The organism is Stenotrophomonas sp. YJH_SMC_120 (genome assembly GCF_059368675.1).
Window position 1 is genome coordinate 18,550 of record NZ_JCAFRY010000018.1, and the last position, 18,111, is coordinate 36,660.

At 65.9% G+C, this 18,111-nt stretch carries 15 protein-coding genes; 9 read left to right on the top strand and 6 right to left on the bottom strand.

From position 1 onward, the window contains the following. Window positions 1-29: 29 nt before the first annotated feature. Genes AC5P60_RS17380 through AC5P60_RS17390 form a run of 3 tightly spaced genes read left to right on the top strand, consistent with a single transcriptional unit; the run spans window position 30 to window position 7,782 of the window. Entirely contained in the window at window positions 30-1,181 is a 1,152-nt protein-coding gene (locus AC5P60_RS17380; RefSeq protein ID WP_021204157.1) for an efflux RND transporter periplasmic adaptor subunit, read from the top strand. Continuing rightward, the gene (locus AC5P60_RS17385; protein WP_005413037.1) at window positions 1,178-4,699 is read left to right on the top strand and encodes an efflux RND transporter permease subunit; all 3,522 of its coding nucleotides are present in this window, start codon (window positions 1,178-1,180) and stop codon (window positions 4,697-4,699) included. The genes AC5P60_RS17380 and AC5P60_RS17385 overlap by 4 nt, the downstream gene beginning before the upstream one ends. Then, window positions 4,696-7,782 (top strand): efflux RND transporter permease subunit, encoded by a 3,087-nt coding sequence (locus AC5P60_RS17390; RefSeq protein WP_483692797.1) that lies wholly within the window; start codon window positions 4,696-4,698, stop codon window positions 7,780-7,782. The genes AC5P60_RS17385 and AC5P60_RS17390 overlap by 4 nt, the downstream gene beginning before the upstream one ends. A 141-nt stretch (window positions 7,783-7,923) precedes the next feature. Here AC5P60_RS17390 and AC5P60_RS17395 read toward each other — a convergent pair whose 3' ends face one another. From AC5P60_RS17395 to ykgO, 6 genes are all read right to left on the bottom strand, one after another. Beyond that, entirely contained in the window at window positions 7,924-9,144 is a 1,221-nt protein-coding gene (locus tag AC5P60_RS17395) for a TraB/GumN family protein (protein ID WP_005409278.1), read from the bottom strand. 4 nt (window positions 9,145-9,148) lie between these two features. Then, window positions 9,149-9,679: a GNAT family N-acetyltransferase gene (locus tag AC5P60_RS17400; protein ID WP_483692796.1), complete on the bottom strand. Its 531-nt coding sequence runs from the start codon at window positions 9,677-9,679 to the stop codon at window positions 9,149-9,151. A gap of 13 nt (window positions 9,680-9,692) precedes the next feature. Beyond that, window positions 9,693-10,580: a carbon-nitrogen hydrolase gene (locus tag AC5P60_RS17405; protein WP_005409280.1), complete on the bottom strand. Its 888-nt coding sequence runs from the start codon at window positions 10,578-10,580 to the stop codon at window positions 9,693-9,695. 160 nt (window positions 10,581-10,740) lie between these two features. Next, window positions 10,741-11,778 (bottom strand): agmatine deiminase family protein, encoded by a 1,038-nt coding sequence (locus AC5P60_RS17410; protein ID WP_005413039.1) that lies wholly within the window; start codon window positions 11,776-11,778, stop codon window positions 10,741-10,743. A gap of 39 nt (window positions 11,779-11,817) precedes the next feature. Continuing rightward, window positions 11,818-12,117 carry a hypothetical protein gene (locus AC5P60_RS17415; RefSeq protein WP_227837998.1) on the bottom strand — a complete coding sequence of 100 codons (300 nt, stop codon included), beginning with the start codon at window positions 12,115-12,117 and terminating at the stop codon, window positions 11,818-11,820. A 176-nt stretch (window positions 12,118-12,293) separates the two neighbouring features. Beyond that, on the bottom strand, window positions 12,294-12,419 hold the full coding sequence (gene ykgO, locus AC5P60_RS17420; protein WP_005409283.1) for a type B 50S ribosomal protein L36: 126 nt from the start codon (window positions 12,417-12,419) through the stop codon (window positions 12,294-12,296). A 197-nt stretch (window positions 12,420-12,616) separates the two neighbouring features. Here ykgO and cmk point away from each other — a divergent pair, with 197 nt between their 5' ends. The 6 genes from cmk to AC5P60_RS17450 all read left to right on the top strand — a co-directional run bounded on the left by cmk (window position 12,617) and on the right by AC5P60_RS17450 (window position 18,111). Further along, entirely contained in the window at window positions 12,617-13,294 is a 678-nt protein-coding gene (gene cmk, locus AC5P60_RS17425; protein WP_005409284.1) for a (d)CMP kinase, read from the top strand. A 198-nt stretch (window positions 13,295-13,492) separates the two neighbouring features. Continuing rightward, the gene (gene rpsA, locus AC5P60_RS17430; protein WP_005409285.1) at window positions 13,493-15,178 is read left to right on the top strand and encodes a 30S ribosomal protein S1; all 1,686 of its coding nucleotides are present in this window, start codon (window positions 13,493-13,495) and stop codon (window positions 15,176-15,178) included. Between the two features lie 88 nt (window positions 15,179-15,266). Further along, window positions 15,267-15,572: an integration host factor subunit beta gene (locus AC5P60_RS17435; protein ID WP_005409286.1), complete on the top strand. Its 306-nt coding sequence runs from the start codon at window positions 15,267-15,269 to the stop codon at window positions 15,570-15,572. 76 nt (window positions 15,573-15,648) lie between these two features. Next, entirely contained in the window at window positions 15,649-15,933 is a 285-nt protein-coding gene (locus AC5P60_RS17440) for a lipopolysaccharide assembly protein LapA domain-containing protein (protein ID WP_005409287.1), read from the top strand. Window positions 15,934-15,939: 6 nt separating this feature from the next. Continuing rightward, complete coding sequence (gene lapB / locus AC5P60_RS17445) at window positions 15,940-17,118, top strand: lipopolysaccharide assembly protein LapB (protein ID WP_111188510.1); 1,179 nt, start codon at window positions 15,940-15,942, stop codon at window positions 17,116-17,118. Window positions 17,119-17,121: 3 nt separating this feature from the next. Next, a complete protein-coding gene (locus AC5P60_RS17450) occupies window positions 17,122-18,111 on the top strand; it encodes an MraY family glycosyltransferase (RefSeq protein WP_033834903.1) in 990 nt (329 codons plus the stop codon).

Genomic DNA, 18,111 nt, shown 5'->3' on the forward strand with positions numbered 1-18,111 from the left:
CTGTCCACGCATCCTCCAGGGACCTGACGATGTCGCACCCAACCTTCCTGTCCGGCCGTCGCAGCGGAATCTGCGCTGCCGCACTGCTGATCTCCACCTCCCTGCTGCTGGGCGGTTGCGCCGCAGGGCCCAATTCCGAAGCCAAGGCCGCCGAGACCAAGGAGGAGAAGAAGGTCGATGCGGTCCCGGTCGAAGTGGCCGTGGCCAGCCATCGCGCGGTCGCGGCCAGTTACACAGGCACCGCCGCGCTGGAACCACGCGCCGAGTCGCAGGTGGTGGCCAAGACCTCCGGTGTGGCGCTGGCGGTGCTGGTCGAGGAAGGCCAGCGGGTCACCGCCGGCCAGCCGCTGGTGCGCCTGGACCCGGACCGCGCACGCTTGGCCGTAGCCCAGAGCGAAGCGCAGATGCGCAAGCTGGAAAACAACTACCAGCGTGCACAGAAACTGGTTGGCCAGCAGATGGTCAGTGCTGCCGATGTCGACCAGCTGCGCTTTGATCTGGAAAACGTCCGTGCGCAGTACCGTCTGGCGACGCTGGAGCTGTCCTACACCACCGTCGTGGCGCCGATTTCCGGTGTGATCGCATCGCGCTCGATCAAGACCGGCAACTTCGTGCAGATCAACACGCCGATCTTCCGCATCGTCGACAACTCGCGCCTGGAAGCCACCCTCAACGTGCCCGAACGCGAGCTGGCCACGCTGCGTGCCGGCCAGCCGGTGACGTTGGCCGCCGATGCGCTGCCGGGCCAGAGCTTCACCGGCACCGTCGATCGCATCGCGCCGGTGGTGGATTCGGGCAGCGGCACGTTTCGCGTGGTCAGCGCCTTCGATGGCGCCGCGCACGCGCTGCAGCCCGGCATGTTCGGGCGCATCCGCATCGATTACGACCAGCGTGCCGATGCGCTCGTGGTGCCGCGCCTGGCGCTGCTCGACGACGGTGAGCCGGCGGTGTTCCGGGTGCGCGAAGGCAAGGTCGCACGCGTTCCGGTCAAGCTGGGTTACGCCGAGGGCCCGTGGGTGGAGATCCGTGATGGCCTGGCGGCCGGTGATCAGGTGGTCACCGCCGGCAAGGTCGCGCTGCGCGACGGTACCGCGGTGCAGGTGATCGCCGATCCGAAGGCGAAGGCGAAGACGGTCGCAGCGGCCGCCAAGCCGGCAGACAAGGCCGGGAGCAAGCAATGACCGCCCCGGGCCACGACCACGGTGCCTCGCCGGCGAGCGATGGCGCCGCCGCCGGCATGCGCGGCGGCCTGGTGGAATTCGCCACCCGCCGCCGCGTGACCATCGCCATGTGCACGGTCACCCTGCTGCTGTTCGGCCTGATCGCGCTGGGCAACCTCAAGGTCAACCTGCTGCCCGACCTGAGCTACCCGACGCTGACCGTGCGCACCGAGTACACCGGTTCGGCGCCGACCGAAATCGAAACCCTGATCACCCAGCCGGTCGAAGAGGCCGTCGGCGTGGTCAAGAACCTGCGCAAGCTGAAGTCGGTCTCGCGCACCGGCCAGAGCGACGTGGTGCTGGAGTTCGCCTGGGGCACCAACATGGACCAGGCCAGCCTGGAGGTGCGTGACAAGATGGAAGCGCTGAACCTGCCACTGGAGGCCAAGGCCCCGGTGCTGCTGCGCTTCAATCCGTCCACCGAGCCGATCATGCGCCTGGTGCTGTCGAACAAGGTGGCGCCGACCAGCGATGCCGATGCGGTCCGCGAGCTGACCGGCCTGCGCCGCTATGCCGATGAAGACCTGAAGAAGAAGCTGGAGCCGGTTGCCGGCGTGGCAGCGGTCAAGGTCGGTGGCGGTCTGGAAGATGAGATCCAGGTCGACATCGACCAGCAGAAGCTGGCACAGCTGAACCTGCCGATCGACACCGTCATCAAGCGCCTGAAGGACGAGAACATCAACATCTCCGGCGGTCGTCTGGAGGAGGGGTCGCAGCGCTTCCTGGTGCGCACCGTCAACCAGTTCGCCGACCTGGAGGAGATCCGCAACCTGCTGGTCACCACCCAGGGTTCGAACGGAAGTGCAGCCGACTCGGCATTGCAGCAGATGTTCAACATCGCCGCGTCGACCGGTTCGGCCGCGGCCATCGCAGCGGCCTCGGCGGCGCAGAGCGCATCGTCCGGTGCTGGCTCCAGCGTGGTCGCCAATGGCGTGCCGGTACGCCTGAAGGACGTGGCCACCGTTCGCCAGGGTTACAAGGAACGCGAAGCGGTGATCCGCCTGGGCGGCAAGGAATCGGTTGAACTGGCCATCTACAAGGAAGGCGACGCCAACACCGTGTCCACCGCCGAAGCGCTGCGCAAGCGCCTGGAGCAGATCAAGGGCACGTTCCCGTCCGACGTCGAGATGACCACCATCGAGGACCAGTCGCGCTTCATCGAGCACGCCATCGCCGACGTCAAGAAGGATGCGGTGATCGGTGGCCTGCTGGCGATCCTGATCATCTTCCTGTTCCTGCGTGATGGCTGGAGCACGTTCGTGATCAGCCTGTCCTTGCCGGTCTCGATCATCGCTACGTTCTTCTTCATGGGCCAGCTCGGCCTCAGCTTGAACGTGATGTCGCTGGGCGGCCTGGCATTGGCCACCGGCCTGGTGGTGGACGACTCGATCGTGGTGCTGGAGAGCATTGCCAAGGCCCGCGAGCGTGGCCTGGGCATCCTGCAGGCAGCGATCGTCGGTACCCGCGAAGTGAGCATGGCGGTGGTCGCCTCGACCCTGACCACCATCGCGGTGTTCCTGCCGCTGGTGTTCGTCGATGGCATCGCCGGCCAGCTGTTCCGCGACCAGGCATTGACCGTGGCGATCGCCATCGCGATCTCGCTGCTGGTATCGATGACGCTGATTCCGATGCTGAGCTCGCTGAAGGGCCGGCCGCCGCTGGCATTCCCGGAAGAGGCGCCGAACGAACCGTGGCAGCCGCAGAACCGCTGGCAGAAGCCGGTGGCACTGGGCCGTCGTGGTGCCGTCGCAACCGCGCGCTGGAGCTTCTATGCGCTGGCCTGGCTGGTCGTACGTGCGTGGCGGGGCGTCGTGGCAGTGGTCGGCCCGGTGATGCGCAAGGCCAGCGACCTGGCAATGAAGCCCTACGCCGGTGCCGAGCGCGGCTATCTGCGCCTGTTGCCGAGCGCGCTGGCCCATCCGGGCAAGGTGCTCGGCGTGGCCACGATCATCTTCGTGGCGACCATGGCGCTGGTGCCGATGCTCGGTGCCGACCTGATCCCGCAGCTGGCGCAGGACCGTTTCGAGATGACGGTGAAGCTGCCGGCCGGCACACCGCTCAAGCAGACCGATGCGCTGGTGCGTGAGCTGCAGCTGGCCCACGGCAACGGCGAGGGCGTGGCCTCGCTGTACGGTGTCAGTGGCAGCGGCACCCGCCTGGATGCCAGCCCGACCGAGAGCGGCGAGAACATCGGCAAGCTGACCGTGGTGATGGAAGGCGGTGGCAATGCACGCACTGAAGCCGAGATCACCGAGCGCCTGCGCGACAGCATGGGCCAGCATCCGGGGGCACAGGTCGACTTCGCGCGGCCGGCGTTGTTCAGCTTCTCCACGCCGCTCGAAATCGAGCTGCGCGGGCAGGACATGGCGACGTTGGAAGTGGCTGGCCAGCGCCTGGCGGCGATGCTGCGTGGCAATGCGCACTACGCCGACGTGAAGTCCACGGTGGAAGAGGGCTTTCCGGAAATCCAGATCCGCTTCGACCAGGAACGTGCCGGTGCGCTGGGCCTGACCACCCGCCAGATCGCCGACGTGGTGGTGAAGAAGGTGCGCGGCGACGTGGCCACCCGCTACAGCTTCCGCGACCGCAAGATCGACGTGCTGGTGCGTGCCCAGGAAGGCGACCGCGCCAGCGTGGAGAGCATCCGCCGGTTGATCGTCAATCCGGGCAGCACCCGGCCGGTCACGCTGGATGCGGTGGCCGACGTGGTTGCCACCACCGGCCCCAGCGAGATCCATCGCGCCGACCAGACCCGCGTTGCGGTGGTTTCGGCCAACCTGCGCGACATCGACCTCGGCGCTGCCATGCGCGAAGTGCAGCAGATGGTGGCCGAACAACCGCTGGGCGCGGGTGTCGGCCTGCACATCGGTGGCCAGGGCGAGGAGCTGGCGCAGGCGGCGAAGTCGCTGATCTTCGCCTTCGGCCTGGCGATCTTCCTGGTCTACCTGGTGATGGCCTCGCAGTTCGAATCGCTGCTGCATCCGTTCGTGATCCTGTTCACCATCCCGCTGGCGCTGGTCGGCGCGATCCTGGCACTGATGCTGACCGGCAAGCCCATCTCGGTGGTGGTGTTCATCGGCCTGATCCTGCTGGTCGGCCTGGTCACCAAGAACGCGATCATCCTGATCGACAAGGTCAACCAGCTGCGCGAGGCCGGCGTGGCCAAGCACGAGGCCCTGGTGGAAGGTGCACGCTCGCGCCTGCGGCCGATCATCATGACCACGCTGTGCACGCTGTTCGGCTTCCTGCCGCTGGCGGTGGCGATGGGCGAGGGCGCCGAAGTACGCGCGCCGATGGCGATCACCGTGATCGGTGGCCTGCTGGTGTCGACCCTGCTGACCCTGCTGGTGATCCCGGTGGTCTACGACCTGATGGACCGCCGTGGTGATGCCTATTACCGCGAGCGTGGCCGCAAGCACGCCGGCGAGATCGAGCCGGGCGCAGCAGGCAGCGCGGCGGGTGCGGAGGAGCCGGCATGAGTGTTGCCGAGTTCTCCATCCGCCGCCCGGTCACCACCATCATGTGCTTCGTGTCACTGGTGGTGATCGGCCTGATCGCCTCGTTCCGGTTGCCGCTGGAAGCGTTGCCGGACATTTCCGCGCCCTTCCTGTTCGTGCAGATTCCGTACACCGGTTCAACCCCGGAGGAAGTGGAGCGGACCATCATCCGCCCGGTGGAGGAATCGCTGGCGACGATGACCGGCATCAAGCGCATGCGCTCGTCGGCCACCTCCGAGGCGGCGCTGATCTTCATCGAGTTCAGCGACTGGGACCGCGACATCGCCATCGCCGCCTCCGACGCACGCGAACGCATCGACGCGATCCGCAGCGATCTGCCGGACGACCTGCAGCGCTACAACGTGTTCAAGTGGTCCAGCAGCGACCAGCCGGTGCTGAAGGTGCGCCTGGCCAGCACCAGCGACCTGACCACCGCTTACGACATGCTCGACCGCGAGTTCAAGCGGCGCATCGAGCGTATCCCCGGCGTGGCCCGCGTCGACATTACCGGCGCGCCGCCGAACGAGGTGGAGATCGCCATTGATCCGAACCGGCTCAACGCGCATGGGCTGAGCATCAATGAGCTGAGTGACCGCCTGCGCACGCTGAACTTCTCGATCTCGGCCGGGCAGATCGACGACAACGGCCAGCGCGTGCGCGTGCAGCCGGTGGGCGAGATCACCGACCTGCAGGAAATGCGCGACCTAGTGATCAACGCCAAGGGCCTGCGCCTGGGCGACATCGCCGACGTGCGCCTGAAACCGGCGCGGATGAACTACGGGCGTCGCCTGGACGGCAACCCGGCGGTCGGCCTGGACATCTTCAAGGAACGCAGCGCCAACCTGGTGGAAGTCTCGCGCGCGGCGCTGGCCGAGGTCGAATCGATCCGTGCGGAGCCGTCGATGCGCGACGTGCAGATCAAGGTGATCGACAACCAGGGCAAGGCGGTGACCTCCTCGCTGCTGGAACTGGCCGAGGCCGGTGCGGTCGGCCTGATCCTGTCGGTGACGGTGCTGTTCTTCTTCCTGCGCCATTGGCCGTCCACGCTGATGGTCACCCTGGCCATCCCGATCTGCTTCACCATCACCCTGGGCTTCATGTACTTCGTCGGGGTGACGCTGAACATCCTGACCATGATGGGCCTGCTGCTGGCCGTCGGCATGCTGGTCGACAACGCCGTGGTGGTGGTGGAGAGCATCTACCAGGAGCGCGAGCGCCTGCCCGGGCAGCCGCGGCTGGCCTCGATCATCGGCACCCGCAACGTGGCCATCGCGCTCAGCGCCGGCACGCTGTGCCACTGCATCGTGTTCGTGCCGAACCTGTTCGGCGAGACCAACAACATCAGCATCTTCATGGCGCAGATCGCGATCACCATCTCGGTCTCGCTGCTGGCCTCGTGGCTGGTCGCGGTCAGCCTGATCCCGATGCTGTCCGCGCGCATGGCCACGCCCAAGCAGGTGCACTCGCAGACCGGCATGATCGCGCGCCTGCAGCGCCGCTACGCCAGGCTGCTGGACTGGTCGCTGCATCATCGTGGCTGGAGCCTGCTCGGCATTCTGCTGGTGGTGCTGGTCAGCCTGGTGCCGATGAAGCTGACCAAGATCGACATGTTCGGTGGTGACGGCGGCAAGGACATCTTCATCGGCTACATGTGGAAGGGCGCCTACACCTACCGGCAGATGTCCGAGGAAGTGGCGCGGGTGGAGAACTGGATCGATGCCAACCGTGAACGCCTGCACGTCAAGCAGGTCTATTCCTGGTACAGCGAGCAGGAAGGCAGCTCCACCGTGGTCACCCTGGACGAGAAGTACGCCAAGGACATCAAGGCGCTGCAGGAAGAACTGCGCAAGGGCCTGCCGAAGTCGGCGCGCACCGACTACTTCGTCGGCAACCAGGGCGGCGATGGGGGTGGCGGCGGCAACCAGGGCGTGCAGGTGCAGCTGGTCGGCGACTCCAGTTCGATGCTGCAGGAGATCGGCCAGGAAGTGGTGCCGCTGCTGGCCCAGCGTGCCGAGCTGCGCGATGTGCGCATCGACAATGGTGAGAAGGGCGGCGAGCTGAAGGTGCGCGTCGACCGCGAGCGCGCCGCCGCATTCGGCTTCAATGCCGAGCAGGTGGCCAGCTTCGTCGGCCTGGCCCTGCGCGGTGCGCCGATGCGCGAGTTCCGCCGCGGCGACAATGAAGTGCCGGTGTGGGTGCGCTTCGCCGGCGCCGAGCAGAGCAGCCCGGAAGACCTGGCCGGTTTCAGCGTGCGCACCGGCGACGGCCGCAGCGTGCCGCTGCTGAGCCTGGTCACCGTTGACGTCGGCTCGTCGGCCACCCAGATCGGCCGCACCAACCGCCAGACCACGCTGACCATCAAGGCCAACCTGGCCGAGAAGGTCACCGCACCGGATGGCCGCAAGGCGATGGAGTCGGTGCTCAAGCCGATGAACTTCCCGGCCGGCTATGGCTTCACCTTCGATGGCGGTGACTACGGCAACGATGACGAAGCGATGCAGCAGATGGTGTTCAACCTGTTGATCGCGCTGGTGATGATCTACGTGGTGATGGCGGCGGTGTTCGAGTCGCTGCTGTTCCCGGCGGCAATCATGAGTGGCGTGCTGTTCTCGATCTTCGGTGTGTTCTGGCTGTTCTGGATCACCGGTACCTCGTTCGGGATCATGTCCTTCATCGGCATCCTGGTGCTGATGGGCGTGGTGGTGAACAACGGCATCGTGATGATCGAGCACATCAACAACCTGCGGCGCGGCGGCATGGGACGCACGCAGGCGCTGGTGGAGGGTTCACGCGAGCGCCTGCGCCCGATCATGATGACGATGGGCACGGCGATCCTGGCGATGGTGCCGATCTCGCTGACCAATACGCAGATGTTCGGCAATGGCCCGGAGTACGCGCCGATGGCGCGCGCGATTGCCGGGGGCCTGGCGTTCTCGACCGTGGTCAGCCTGCTGTTCCTGCCGACCATCTACGCTGTGCTCGATGACCTGCGCAGTGCCGTGACGCGGCTGATCCGCCGTGCACGCGGCCTGGAGATGGTAGAGCCGGGCGCTGCCCGGCTGTAATACACGTCAACGTGTTGTGGTGTGGGGGAGGCCGGTCGTAGTGGGGCGGCCTCCCCCTTTTTTTTGCCGGGCATGGCGTGCCAACCAAGCTTGGCACCTACCAGAGCGCAGTCGAGCTTGGCTCGACGCTACACGGAACAATCAACCCGCCACCTTGCCCCACACCTTGAACGTGGTCAGCCACAGGCCGAGCATGCTGCCGATGTTGGTCAGCATGAAGGTCAGCACCACGCGGGTGACGCGATTGCGATACCAGCCCTTCAGGCTCTGCGCATCGTCGCGCAGCTTGAGGAAGTCCTCATACGCCGGCTTGCGCAGGCGCGCTTCCACCAAGGCCGAGAATGCGCCGGTCGGGATGCTCAGGCGGAACGGCTTGAACGGGGCCACCGCGATTGCAGTGAGGATGCTCAGCGGGTGGCCACCGGCCAGCAGGCAGCCCAGGCCGGCCAGGCCGCCGGTATACATCGCCCAGGTCGCCAGCAGCTCGGTGCCCACGCCCAGACCACCGCGGTAGAAGCCCACGCCGATGCCGGTCGCCACGATGGCCAGGATGCCCAGCGTGAACCACGGAATGTTGCGCTTCTTCGGCACCGCCTCCAGCTCGGCGCGCAGCGGTGCCGGTGCCTCGGTGTCGGTTTCCAGGTAACGCGCCAGGCCTGCCAGGTGACCCGCACCGACAACCGCCAGCACTTCACGCTGCTGCGGGTTGTGTTCCTCGCGCAGGCGCGTAGCCATGTAGCGGTCGCGCTCGCCGATGATGGTCTCGTACAGTGCCGGGCTCTCGCTGGCAAATTCACCGAAGCTCGATTCCAGCATGTCGCCTTGCTTGAGCTTCTCGATCTCGTTCTCGCCCACTTCCTCGGACGAGAACAGACCGGCGCCGAGACCGGCAACCAGCTTCAGCTTGCCGAAGAAACCCAGCCGCTGCGAGGCGCGGCGGAAGGTCAGGCCGACCTCGCGGTCAATCAGGTGCACCGGCAGGTCGCGTTCGCGCGCCAGTTCCACCGCGCGTTTCAGTTCCGCGCCCGGCTCGATGTCGAGCTGTTCGGCCAGGCGGCGCTGGTAGGCGGACAGGGCCAGGTTGGCGGCGAACAGGGCGACGCGGCCCTTGCGGATCACCTCGACCAGGTCGAGCTTGGCCAGCGTGTCCGGGTCGCTCAGTGCCTGCAGGCGCTGCGGGTCCAGTTCAACGGCCACCGCGTCGAAGCGACCGCTGTCGATGGCTTTCTCCACTGCCTCGACGCTGGCGCGTGAGACATGGGCGGTGCCCAGCAGGGTGTAGCGCACGCCGTCGCGTTCAACAACGCGTACCGGCTGGCCGGCGAACAGGTCGTCGCCGGTCTCGGGAAGGGTTTCGGTCATGGGTTTATTCATTGGAAGGTGCAGTGTCGGCGCCATCGCCGAGCGCGCGCTGCATCTGCACGGTATCCAGCCAGCGGCCATGCTTGCGGCCGAGGCCACGGAACACGCCGACCAGCTCGAAGCCGAAGCGTTCGTGCAGCTTGATTGAAGCGGTATTGGTCGGTTCGCCGATCACCGCCACCATCTGCCGGTAGCCACGCGCCACGCAGGCGTCGATCAACGCCTGCAGCAGGCCGGTGCCGACACCCTGGCCCTGGAAACGGGCATCGACGTAGACCGAGTTCTCCACGGTCCACTGGTAGGCAACGCGGGTGCGGTAGGTGTTGGCGTAGGCATAGCCGGCCACCTGGCCGTCAATCTCGGCGACCAGGTAGGGGAAGCCGCGGTCGATGATGTCGCGCATGCGGCGCAGCATCTCGGACGCGTCCGGGATGTCGTACTCGTAAGTGTTGACGAAGTCGGTCACTTCCACCGCGTAGATCGCGGTGATCGCCTCGATGTCGGCCGGGCCGGCATCACGGATGAGGACGGCCATGCGCGGCTCCGGCTCAGTCGATGTAGCGCTTGAGCAGGTCGCCGTAGGCATCGATGCGGCGGTCGCGCAGGAACGGCCAGATGCGGCGCACATGCTCGCTGCGCTGCAGGTCGACATCGCACAGCAGAACCGTGGCATCGGTGCCGGCTTCGGCCAGGAACTCGCCCTGCGGGCCCAGCACGTGGCTGTTGCCCCAGAACTGGATGCCGGAGGCGCCCAGCGGCGAGGCCTCGTGGCCGACGCGGTTGCAGCTCAGTACCGGCAGGCCGTTGGCCACGGCGTGGCCGCGGTGGCTCAGCACCCAGGCGTCGCGCTGGCGGGTCTTCTCGTCCTGCACGTCGTCCGGGTCCCAGCCGATCGCGGTCGGGTAGAGCAGCAGTTCGGCACCGGCCAGCGCCATCAGGCGCGCCGCCTCCGGGTACCACTGGTCCCAGCACACCAGCACGCCAAGGCGACCCACCGAGGTATCGATCGGCTTGAAGCCGATGTCGCCCGGGGTGAAGTAGAACTTCTCGTAGAAGCCCGGATCGTCCGGAATATGCATCTTGCGGTACTTGCCGAGCAGCGTACCGTCCTTCTCGAACACCACGGCGGTGTTGTGGTACAGGCCGGCAGCGCGGCGTTCGAACAGCGAGCCGACCAGCACCACGCCGTGCTTCTTCGCCAGCGCGCCCAGGCGCTCGGTGCTGGGGCCCGGAATCGGCTCGGCCAGGTCGAATTCGTCCACCGATTCGTGCTGGCAGAAGTACGGACCGTTATGCAGTTCCTGCAGCAGCACCAGCTTGGCACCCTGCGCAGCCGCCTCGGCCACGCGTGCTTCGATCACCGCCAGGTTGGCGGCGGCATCACCGTGGTTGCGCTCCTGGATCAGGGCGACGGTAAGGGGGCTGCGCGAGTTCATGCGGGGCGTTCCTGCGGGGAAAACCAGCATGTTAGCGCGGATGGACGGCGACGGCGTGTCGCGCGCTGAATGGGTGCGATCGGTAGTGCCGGGCGCCGGCCGGCAATCCCGCGGATCCATCAGGCAGTGCGGGGTTGCCGGCCAGCGGCCGGCACTACCGTCATGCCTTCAACAGCCCTTCCGGCAGCTGCATGGTGATGCAGTGCAGGCTGCCGTTCTGCCAGATCAGCGAGCGGCAGGGCACCTGCACGATCTCGCGGCCCGGGTGCGCCTGGGCCAGCACATCGCGGGCCAGGTCGTCGGCCGGGTCGCCATAGGCCGGCATCAGCACCGCACCATTGACGATCAGGTAGTTGGCGTACGACGCAGCCAGGCGGCGGCCTTCGTCGATCACCGGCTGTGCCCACGGCAGCGGGAACAGGCGGTACGGCTGCCCATCCTTGGTGCGCAGTGCGGCCAGCTCGTTGCCCATCGCCTGCAGTTCGGCGTAGTGCGAGTCGCTCTCGTCGTCACAGGCCTGGTAGACGATGCTGTCGGCCGAGGCGAAGCGGGCGAGGGTGTCGATGTGCGCGTCGGTGTCGTCGCCTTCCAGGTAGCCGTGGTCCAGCCACAGCACGCGGTCCTGCTGCAGCCAGTCGGCCAGGTCGGCGCTCAGGCTGGCGCGGTCGCGGTCCGGATGGCGCTCGTGCAGGCACTTCCAGGTGGTCAGCAGGGTGCCTTCGCCATCGGTCTCGATGCCGCCGCCTTCCAGCGCGAACGGGATGCTGCGCACCGGCGCGTCGTTGAACACGCCGGCCTGGTCCAGCACGCCCACCAGCTGGTCATCCAGGGTGGCGTCGAACTTGCCGCCCCAACCGGTGAAGCGGAAATCCAGCAGCTGGAAACCGCCGTCGGCACGGCGCAGGGTGATCGGGCCGGAGTCGCGCAGCCAGGTATCGTCGTAGGCGGCCGTGGTGAAGTGGACCTTGTCCATGTCGATGCGGTTGGAGCGCAGCCGCATTTCGGCATAGGTCTCCACATCGTCGTCGGCCACGCAGATCAGCACCGGCTGGAAGCGGGTGATGGCCGCGACCAGGGCGATGTAGGTCTCTTCCACCTGGCCCAGGCGGTCGGCCCAGTCGGTGTCGGCGGTGGGCCAGGCAATCAGGACGCCGCTCTGGGCTTCCCACTCGGCAGGAAAACGAAGGGTCTGGTTCATGGTCTCGCTACACAGGCCCGCCCACGGCGGGTAAAGGGATCAACGGATCGGTGGTTTCGGGCCGATTTCGTTCGGGTCCGCCTGGTTGGCCACCACGTCGATCACCTTCTGCTTCTCGAAGTAGACGGTGAACTGCGGGTACACCCAGCGGTTGATGGTCGGCCATTGCCGCTTCTGCCCGCCACGCGGCTGCAGCTGTTCGCTCGGCGCGCCGAACTGCGCCTGTACCTGCTGCATGCTCTGGCCGCGCACGGGCAGGGCACCGGCCGGCTTCTCGCGGGCGCGGTCGACAAGCAGGGTATCGGCCAGCGCCGGCGTGGCGGCGGCCAGGGTGGCCATCACGGCCAGGGCGGACAGGTAACGCTTCATCTCGATCTACTCCCCAGTGGTCAAGAAAGGCGATTACAGCAAAATCAGCAGGAAAAAGCCGCATAAACAAAAAACCGCCCGAAGGCGGTTTCTTGCATCGGGTCGGCCCCGCGTAGGGCCAGCCGCAGCCGTGAAGGCTGTTGGGCTTAGCGCTGACGCGCCTTGAAACGCGGGTTCGACTTGCAGATGACGAAGATCTTGCCGCGACGACGGACGACCTTGCAGTCGCGGTGACGGGCCTTCGCCGACTTCAGGGAGGACAGGACTTTCATGGCATACCTCGGCGTAAACAGTAGTTGTTCGGGTGGAGCGTGGCCGCGATATGCGAAAGACAATCGGCAGTTGACGCTCGTTCAAGCCCGCCATTCTACCGGGCTTTTCCTCGTGGTTTCAAGTGGTTGCACAAAAGACCCCGCTGGGGGTGTCTGGCAGGGGCTAGAATGGCCCCTTCACACGCTCTGGGAACCCCATGAATCCACTCGCTCCCGTCCTGACCATCGACGGCCCTTCCGGGGCCGGCAAGGGTACCATCAGCCGCATCATCGCGCGCCGGATGGGCTGGCATTACCTGGATTCGGGGGCGCTGTACCGCGCGGTGGGCGTGGCCGCGAGCTGGGCCGACATCGACACCTCCGACGCCTCGGCGCTGGTGCGCTGCACCTTCGACACCCATGTTCAGTTTGTTGAACAGGGCGAGTCGATGCGGGTCATGGTCAACGGCACCGATGCCACCGACGAGCTGCGCCTGGAGACCACTGGCGCCCTGGCTTCTGCCATCGCCGCCATTCCCGAGGTGCGCGCCGCGCTGAAGGAGCGCCAGCGCGCATTCAGGGAGCTGCCCGGCCTGGTCGCCGATGGCCGCGACATGGGCACGGTGATCTTCAAGGACGCCCCCTACAAGGTCTTCCTGACCGCCAGTGCCGAGGAGCGCGCCGAGCGCCGGCATAAGCAGTTGAAAGACAAGGGGGTTTCTGTTAACTTTGATGACCTCCTGCGCGAGATCATGGCCCGCGACGCCCGTGATGCCCAGCGTACCGTGGCGCCCCTGAAGCCGGCAGACGATGCTGTCCTCATCGACACCACAGGCATCGGCATCGATGATGTCGTTGCCCGAGTGATGGATCTGCTTCCGGTTCCGGCTGCCTGATCCGTTCGCGCGGGAGCACTGCCAGCTGCATCGGTGGTGGTCGCGCAAAGCAGTGCTGTACCAGCTCCGTCGCGCAATGATGCGTGGCGGTTTTCCTACTACACACGACCTGCGTTTCCGGGGTCGACCAACAGGCGGGCGGTCGCCATTCCCCTGAAGGGGACGCCACCGACCCATGTGTCCAACAGAGTAAATCTAATGACCGAATCATTTGCCGAACTGTTTGAAGCCAGCCAGGCCAACCTGGCCAAGCTGAAGCCGGGCGCCATCGTCAGCGGTACCGTTGTTGAAGTCCGCGGCGACGTCGTGGTGATCAACGCTGGCCTGAAGTCCGAAGGCATCGTGCCGATCGAACAGTTCCGTAACGACGCTGGCGAAATCGACGTCGCCGAAGGCGACATCGTCAAGGTCGCCCTCGACTCGATCGAGAACGGCTTCGGCGAAACCGTCCTGTCGCGCGAGAAGGCCAAGCGCGCGATGGTGTGGGACGAGCTGGAAGAAGCGTTGGAAAAGAACGAAACCATCACCGGCCGCATCAGCGGCAAGGTCAAGGGTGGTTTCACCGTGGACATCAAGGATGTCCGCGCCTTCCTGCCGGGTTCCCTGGTCGATGTGCGCCCGGTGCGCGATCCGGCCTACCTGGAAGGCAAGGAACTCGAGTTCAAGCTCATCAAGCTGGACCGCAAGCGTAACAACGTCGTGGTCTCGCGCCGCGCTGTCGTCGAAAGCGAGCACTCGGAAGAGCGCGAGCAGCTGATGGACAAGCTGCAGGAAGGCGCGATCCTGAAGGGTGTCGTCAAGAACCTGACCGATTACGGCGCGTTCGTGGACCTGGGCGGCATCGACGGCCTGCTGCACATCACCGACATGGCGTGGAAGCGCGTGCGTCACCCGTCGGAAGTCGTGAACGTCGGCGACGAGCTGGACGTCCGCGTGCTGAAGTTCGACCGCGAGCGCAACCGCGTTTCGCTGGGCCTGAAGCAGCTGGGCGAGGATCCGTGGGACAACATCGGCCGTCGTTACCCGGCCAACAGCCGCGTCTTCGGCAAGGTCTCCAACGTCACCGATTACGGTGCGTTCGTTGAGATCGAGCCGGGCGTCGAAGGCCTGGTGCACGTCTCCGAGATGGATTGGACCAACAAGAACGTCAACCCGTCCAAGGTTGTGCAGGTTGGTGACGAAGTCGAAGTGATGGTGCTGGACGTCGATGAAGAGCGTCGCCGTATCTCGCTGGGCATGAAGCAGGTTGCCGCCAATCCGTGGGAAACCTTCGCTGCCACCCACAAGAAGGGTGACAAGGTGTCGGGCCAGATCAAGTCGATCACCGACTTCGGCATCTTCATCGGCCTGGACGGCGGCATCGACGGCCTGGTCCACCTGTCCGACATCAGCTGGAACACCACCGGCGAAGACGTCGTTCGCAACTTCAAGAAGGGCGATACCCTGGACGCCGTCGTCCTGGCTGTCGATCCGGAGCGCGAGCGCATCTCCCTGGGCGTGAAGCAGCTGGAGCAGGATCCGTTCGGCCAGTACATGGCTGCCAATCCGAAGGGCTCCAAGGTCGAAGGCGTGGTGAAGGAAGTCGACGCCAAGGGCGCGATCATCGAGCTGGCTGACGGCATCGAGGGTTACGTTTCGGCTCGCGACATCGCCAACGAGCGCGTTGACGACGCCACCCAGCACCTGAAGGTCGGCGACAAGATCGAAGCCAAGTTCGTGGGCATGGACCGCAAGGGCCGCACCCTGCAGCTGTCGATCAAGGCCAAGGACGACGCGGAAATGCGCGAAGTGCTGGAGGAATACCAGTCCTCTTCGGCTTCCAGCGGCACCACCCAGCTGGGCGCGCTGCTGCGTGCACAGCTGAACGGCAACAAGTCCGAGTAATCGGCCTTACGCTGTTTGTTGTTTCCTGGACGGCCCGGGCTTCTGCCCGGGCCGTTTCAGGCTGAGATGCCCCTGATGTGAGCCGGTGATGACCAAATCCGAACTGATCGAAATCCTTGCGCGCCGCCAGGCGCACCTGAAGGCCGATGATGTCGATCTGGCGGTGAAGTCGTTGCTGGAGATGATGGGCGGATCGCTGTCCGCCGGGGATCGCATCGAAATCCGTGGTTTTGGCAGCTTCTCGCTGCACTATCGTCCGCCGCGCCTGGGTCGCAACCCGAAGACCGGCGAATCGGTTGCCCTGCCGGGCAAGCACGTCCCCCATTTCAAGCCGGGCAAGGAACTGCGCGAGCGGGTCAGCAGTGTGCTGCCGCTGGACGCCGATCCGGCCTGAGCCCCCGTCGCGCCACCGCGTGCGAATCCAGCCGCGGGTCGGATAAGCTACGGACTCCTGCCACTGGAGCTGTCGCATGAAGGTCTTTCGTCTGCTGGTCCTGCTGGCGGTCCTGATCCTTGGGCTGATCATTGGTGCGGTCAACATGACCGCGATGTCGATCAACCTGCTTTTCACTCAATTGCACACCTCGGTGGGCGTGGCGCTGATCGCTGCGCTGCTGGTGGGTGTCGTGGTCGGTGCCGGCCTGGTACTGGTGAGCGTGGTCATTCCGCTCTACAGCCAGCTGCGCCGTGCCAACAAGTCCGTGGCGGCAACGCCGGCCGCGGGTGTTTCCCCCCAATCTTTTGATGGACGCTGATCGAAGATGGATTTCGTCACCGAGTGGCTGTGGTTTTTCCTGTTCGTTCCGCTGGCCGCACTGGCCGGGTGGGTGATCGGCCGGCGTGGTGGCCAGCGCCACGGTGACAACCAGGTCAGCCGCCTGTCCAGCACCTACTTCCGTGGCCTGAACTACCTGCTCAACGAGCAGCCGGACAAGGCCATCGAACTGTTCCTGCACATCGCCGAGCTGGACAAGGAAACCTTCGAGACCCAAGTCGCGCTGGGCCACCTGTTCCGCCGCCGCGGTGAAGTCGACCGCGCCATCCGCCTGCACCAGGGGCTGGTCAACCGCCACGACCTGAGCGACGCGCAGCGCGTGCAGGCCCTGCTGGCGCTGGGCGAGGACTATATGAAGTCCGGCCTGCTGGACCGTGCAGAGACGGTGTTCACCGAGCTGGCGCAGCTGGACCAGCGCGCCCCGCAGGCGCTCAAGCACCTGATCGGCATCTACCAGGCCGAGCGCGACTGGGAAAAGGCGATCGACAACGCCACCCGCTTCGAAGACGTCACCGGCGAGCCGATGGGCAAGCTGATCGGGCAGTTCGAGTGCGAACTGGCCGAACGCTTCCGCGGCGCCGGCAAGTTGGAAGAGGCGAGGGCAGCGATTGCCCGGGCCTACCAGGCCGATGCGATGTCGGTGCGCGCCGGCATCATTGAGGGTCGCCTGGAAACCGATGTCGGCAACGCTGAAGCCGCCGTGCGTGCATTCGAGCGCGCCGCGCGCAACGACCCGGAGTACCTGCCCGAGCTGCTGCCGGCGTTGATGGAAAACTACCGCAAGGTGGGCGATCTGGCAGGCGCACGTGCGTTCCTGTCGGAAATGACCGAGCACTACCGTGGCATCGCCCCGGTGCTGGCCCTGACCCGGCTGATGGAAGAGCAGGAGGGCGTGGCTCCGGCCCGAGCCTACCTTGGCCGCCAGCTCAAGGATCGTCCGTCGGTGCGTGGCGAATCGGCGCTGATCGACCTGACCCTGGCCGAGGGCGCCGATTCCACGGCGACCCTGCATGACCTCAAGCACATCACCGACCAGCTGCTGGTGCGCAATCCCGCTTACCGCTGCACCCGTTGCGGGTTCGGTGCACGCACCCACCACTGGCAGTGCCCGAGCTGCAAGGAGTGGGGCACGGTCAAGCCACTGCTGAACTACGCGGTGCTCTGATCCATGCCGTGGCTCGTGATGGGCGCGCTGCTGGGGCTGGCCCTGCTGAGTGCGGGGTTGACCTGGGCGGCACGGGGTTATGCCCTGCGCCAGCAACTGCTGGATCACCCCGGCGAGCGTCGCAGCCATAGCGTGGCAACGCCGCGCGGTGGTGGCATCGCCATCGTCATCAGCCTGCTGGTCACCGCCGGTGCAGCGATGTGGGTCTGGCCTGAATCGACACCGAGCCTGCTGGTGGCCAGCCTGGGCCTGGTGCTGGTGGCGGGCATCGGCTGGTGGGACGACCACCGGCCGTTGCCGGCCATGCGCCGCCTGCTGGTGCACTTCATTGCCGCCGCGCTGCTGGCCGCCCTGGTCAAGGTGCATGGTGGAAGCTGGTTGCTGGCCGGGCTGGTGCTGGTATTCACCGCCTCGTTGATCAACATCTGGAACTTCATGGATGGCATCAACGGTATTGCCGCCAGCCAGGCCATTGTTGTTGCGCTGGGCCTGGCGCCGGTGCTGCCCTGGCCGTATTCGCTGGCCGCGGTGGCGCTGGGCCTGGCCTGCCTGGGCTTCCTGCCGTTCAATTTCCCGCGGGCCCGGATCTTCATGGGTGATGTCGGAAGTGGCGCGCTGGGCTATGCAGTCGCCGTCGTCCTGGCGATCGCTGCGGTGCGTACCGATATCAACTGGATCCTGCTGCTGGTGCCGGCTTCGGCGTTCCTCGTGGACGCGGGCTTCACACTGGCGGCGCGCATCATCTCCGGACAACGCTGGATGGAACCCCATACCCAGCACGTCTACCAGCGGGCGGTGCAGGCAGGAGCCAGCCACGCCCAGGTGACAGGGATGTACTTTGCTTTGGGCCTGTTCAGTATTACAGTGCTTAATGTCTGCTCCAATTTGCAGCCGAGGTGGGAGGCTGTCCTGGCGGTCGCGTGGTTTCTCGCGCTGAGCGTCCTCTGGATCCTCCTGCGCAATGGATTGCGTCACCGACAAGGAAATACCTGA

Bases quoted from the DNA above. Each gene is read 5' to 3' on its own strand.
- cmk (WP_005409284.1), top strand. From the start codon at position 12,617: ATGAATCCACTCGCTCCCGTCCTGACCATCGACGGCCCTTCCGGGGCC.
- AC5P60_RS17385 (WP_005413037.1), top strand. From the start codon at position 1,178: ATGACCGCCCCGGGCCACGACCACGGTGCCTCGCCGGCGAGCGATGGC.
- AC5P60_RS17415 (WP_227837998.1), bottom strand. From the start codon at position 12,117: ATGGCCACCCTGGCCGCCGCCACGCCGGCGCTGGCCGATACCCTGCTT.
- AC5P60_RS17390 (WP_483692797.1), top strand. From the start codon at position 4,696: ATGAGTGTTGCCGAGTTCTCCATCCGCCGCCCGGTCACCACCATCATG.
- AC5P60_RS17380 (WP_021204157.1), top strand. From the start codon at position 30: ATGTCGCACCCAACCTTCCTGTCCGGCCGTCGCAGCGGAATCTGCGCT.
- lapB (WP_111188510.1), top strand. From the start codon at position 15,940: ATGGATTTCGTCACCGAGTGGCTGTGGTTTTTCCTGTTCGTTCCGCTG.
- AC5P60_RS17450 (WP_033834903.1), top strand. From the start codon at position 17,122: ATGCCGTGGCTCGTGATGGGCGCGCTGCTGGGGCTGGCCCTGCTGAGT.
- AC5P60_RS17440 (WP_005409287.1), top strand. From the start codon at position 15,649: ATGAAGGTCTTTCGTCTGCTGGTCCTGCTGGCGGTCCTGATCCTTGGG.
- AC5P60_RS17405 (WP_005409280.1), bottom strand. From the start codon at position 10,580: ATGAACTCGCGCAGCCCCCTTACCGTCGCCCTGATCCAGGAGCGCAAC.
- AC5P60_RS17395 (WP_005409278.1), bottom strand. From the start codon at position 9,144: ATGACCGAAACCCTTCCCGAGACCGGCGACGACCTGTTCGCCGGCCAG.
- ykgO (WP_005409283.1), bottom strand. From the start codon at position 12,419: ATGAAAGTCCTGTCCTCCCTGAAGTCGGCGAAGGCCCGTCACCGCGAC.
- AC5P60_RS17400 (WP_483692796.1), bottom strand. From the start codon at position 9,679: ATGGCCGTCCTCATCCGTGATGCCGGCCCGGCCGACATCGAGGCGATC.
- AC5P60_RS17410 (WP_005413039.1), bottom strand. From the start codon at position 11,778: ATGAACCAGACCCTTCGTTTTCCTGCCGAGTGGGAAGCCCAGAGCGGC.
- AC5P60_RS17435 (WP_005409286.1), top strand. From the start codon at position 15,267: ATGACCAAATCCGAACTGATCGAAATCCTTGCGCGCCGCCAGGCGCAC.
- rpsA (WP_005409285.1), top strand. From the start codon at position 13,493: ATGACCGAATCATTTGCCGAACTGTTTGAAGCCAGCCAGGCCAACCTG.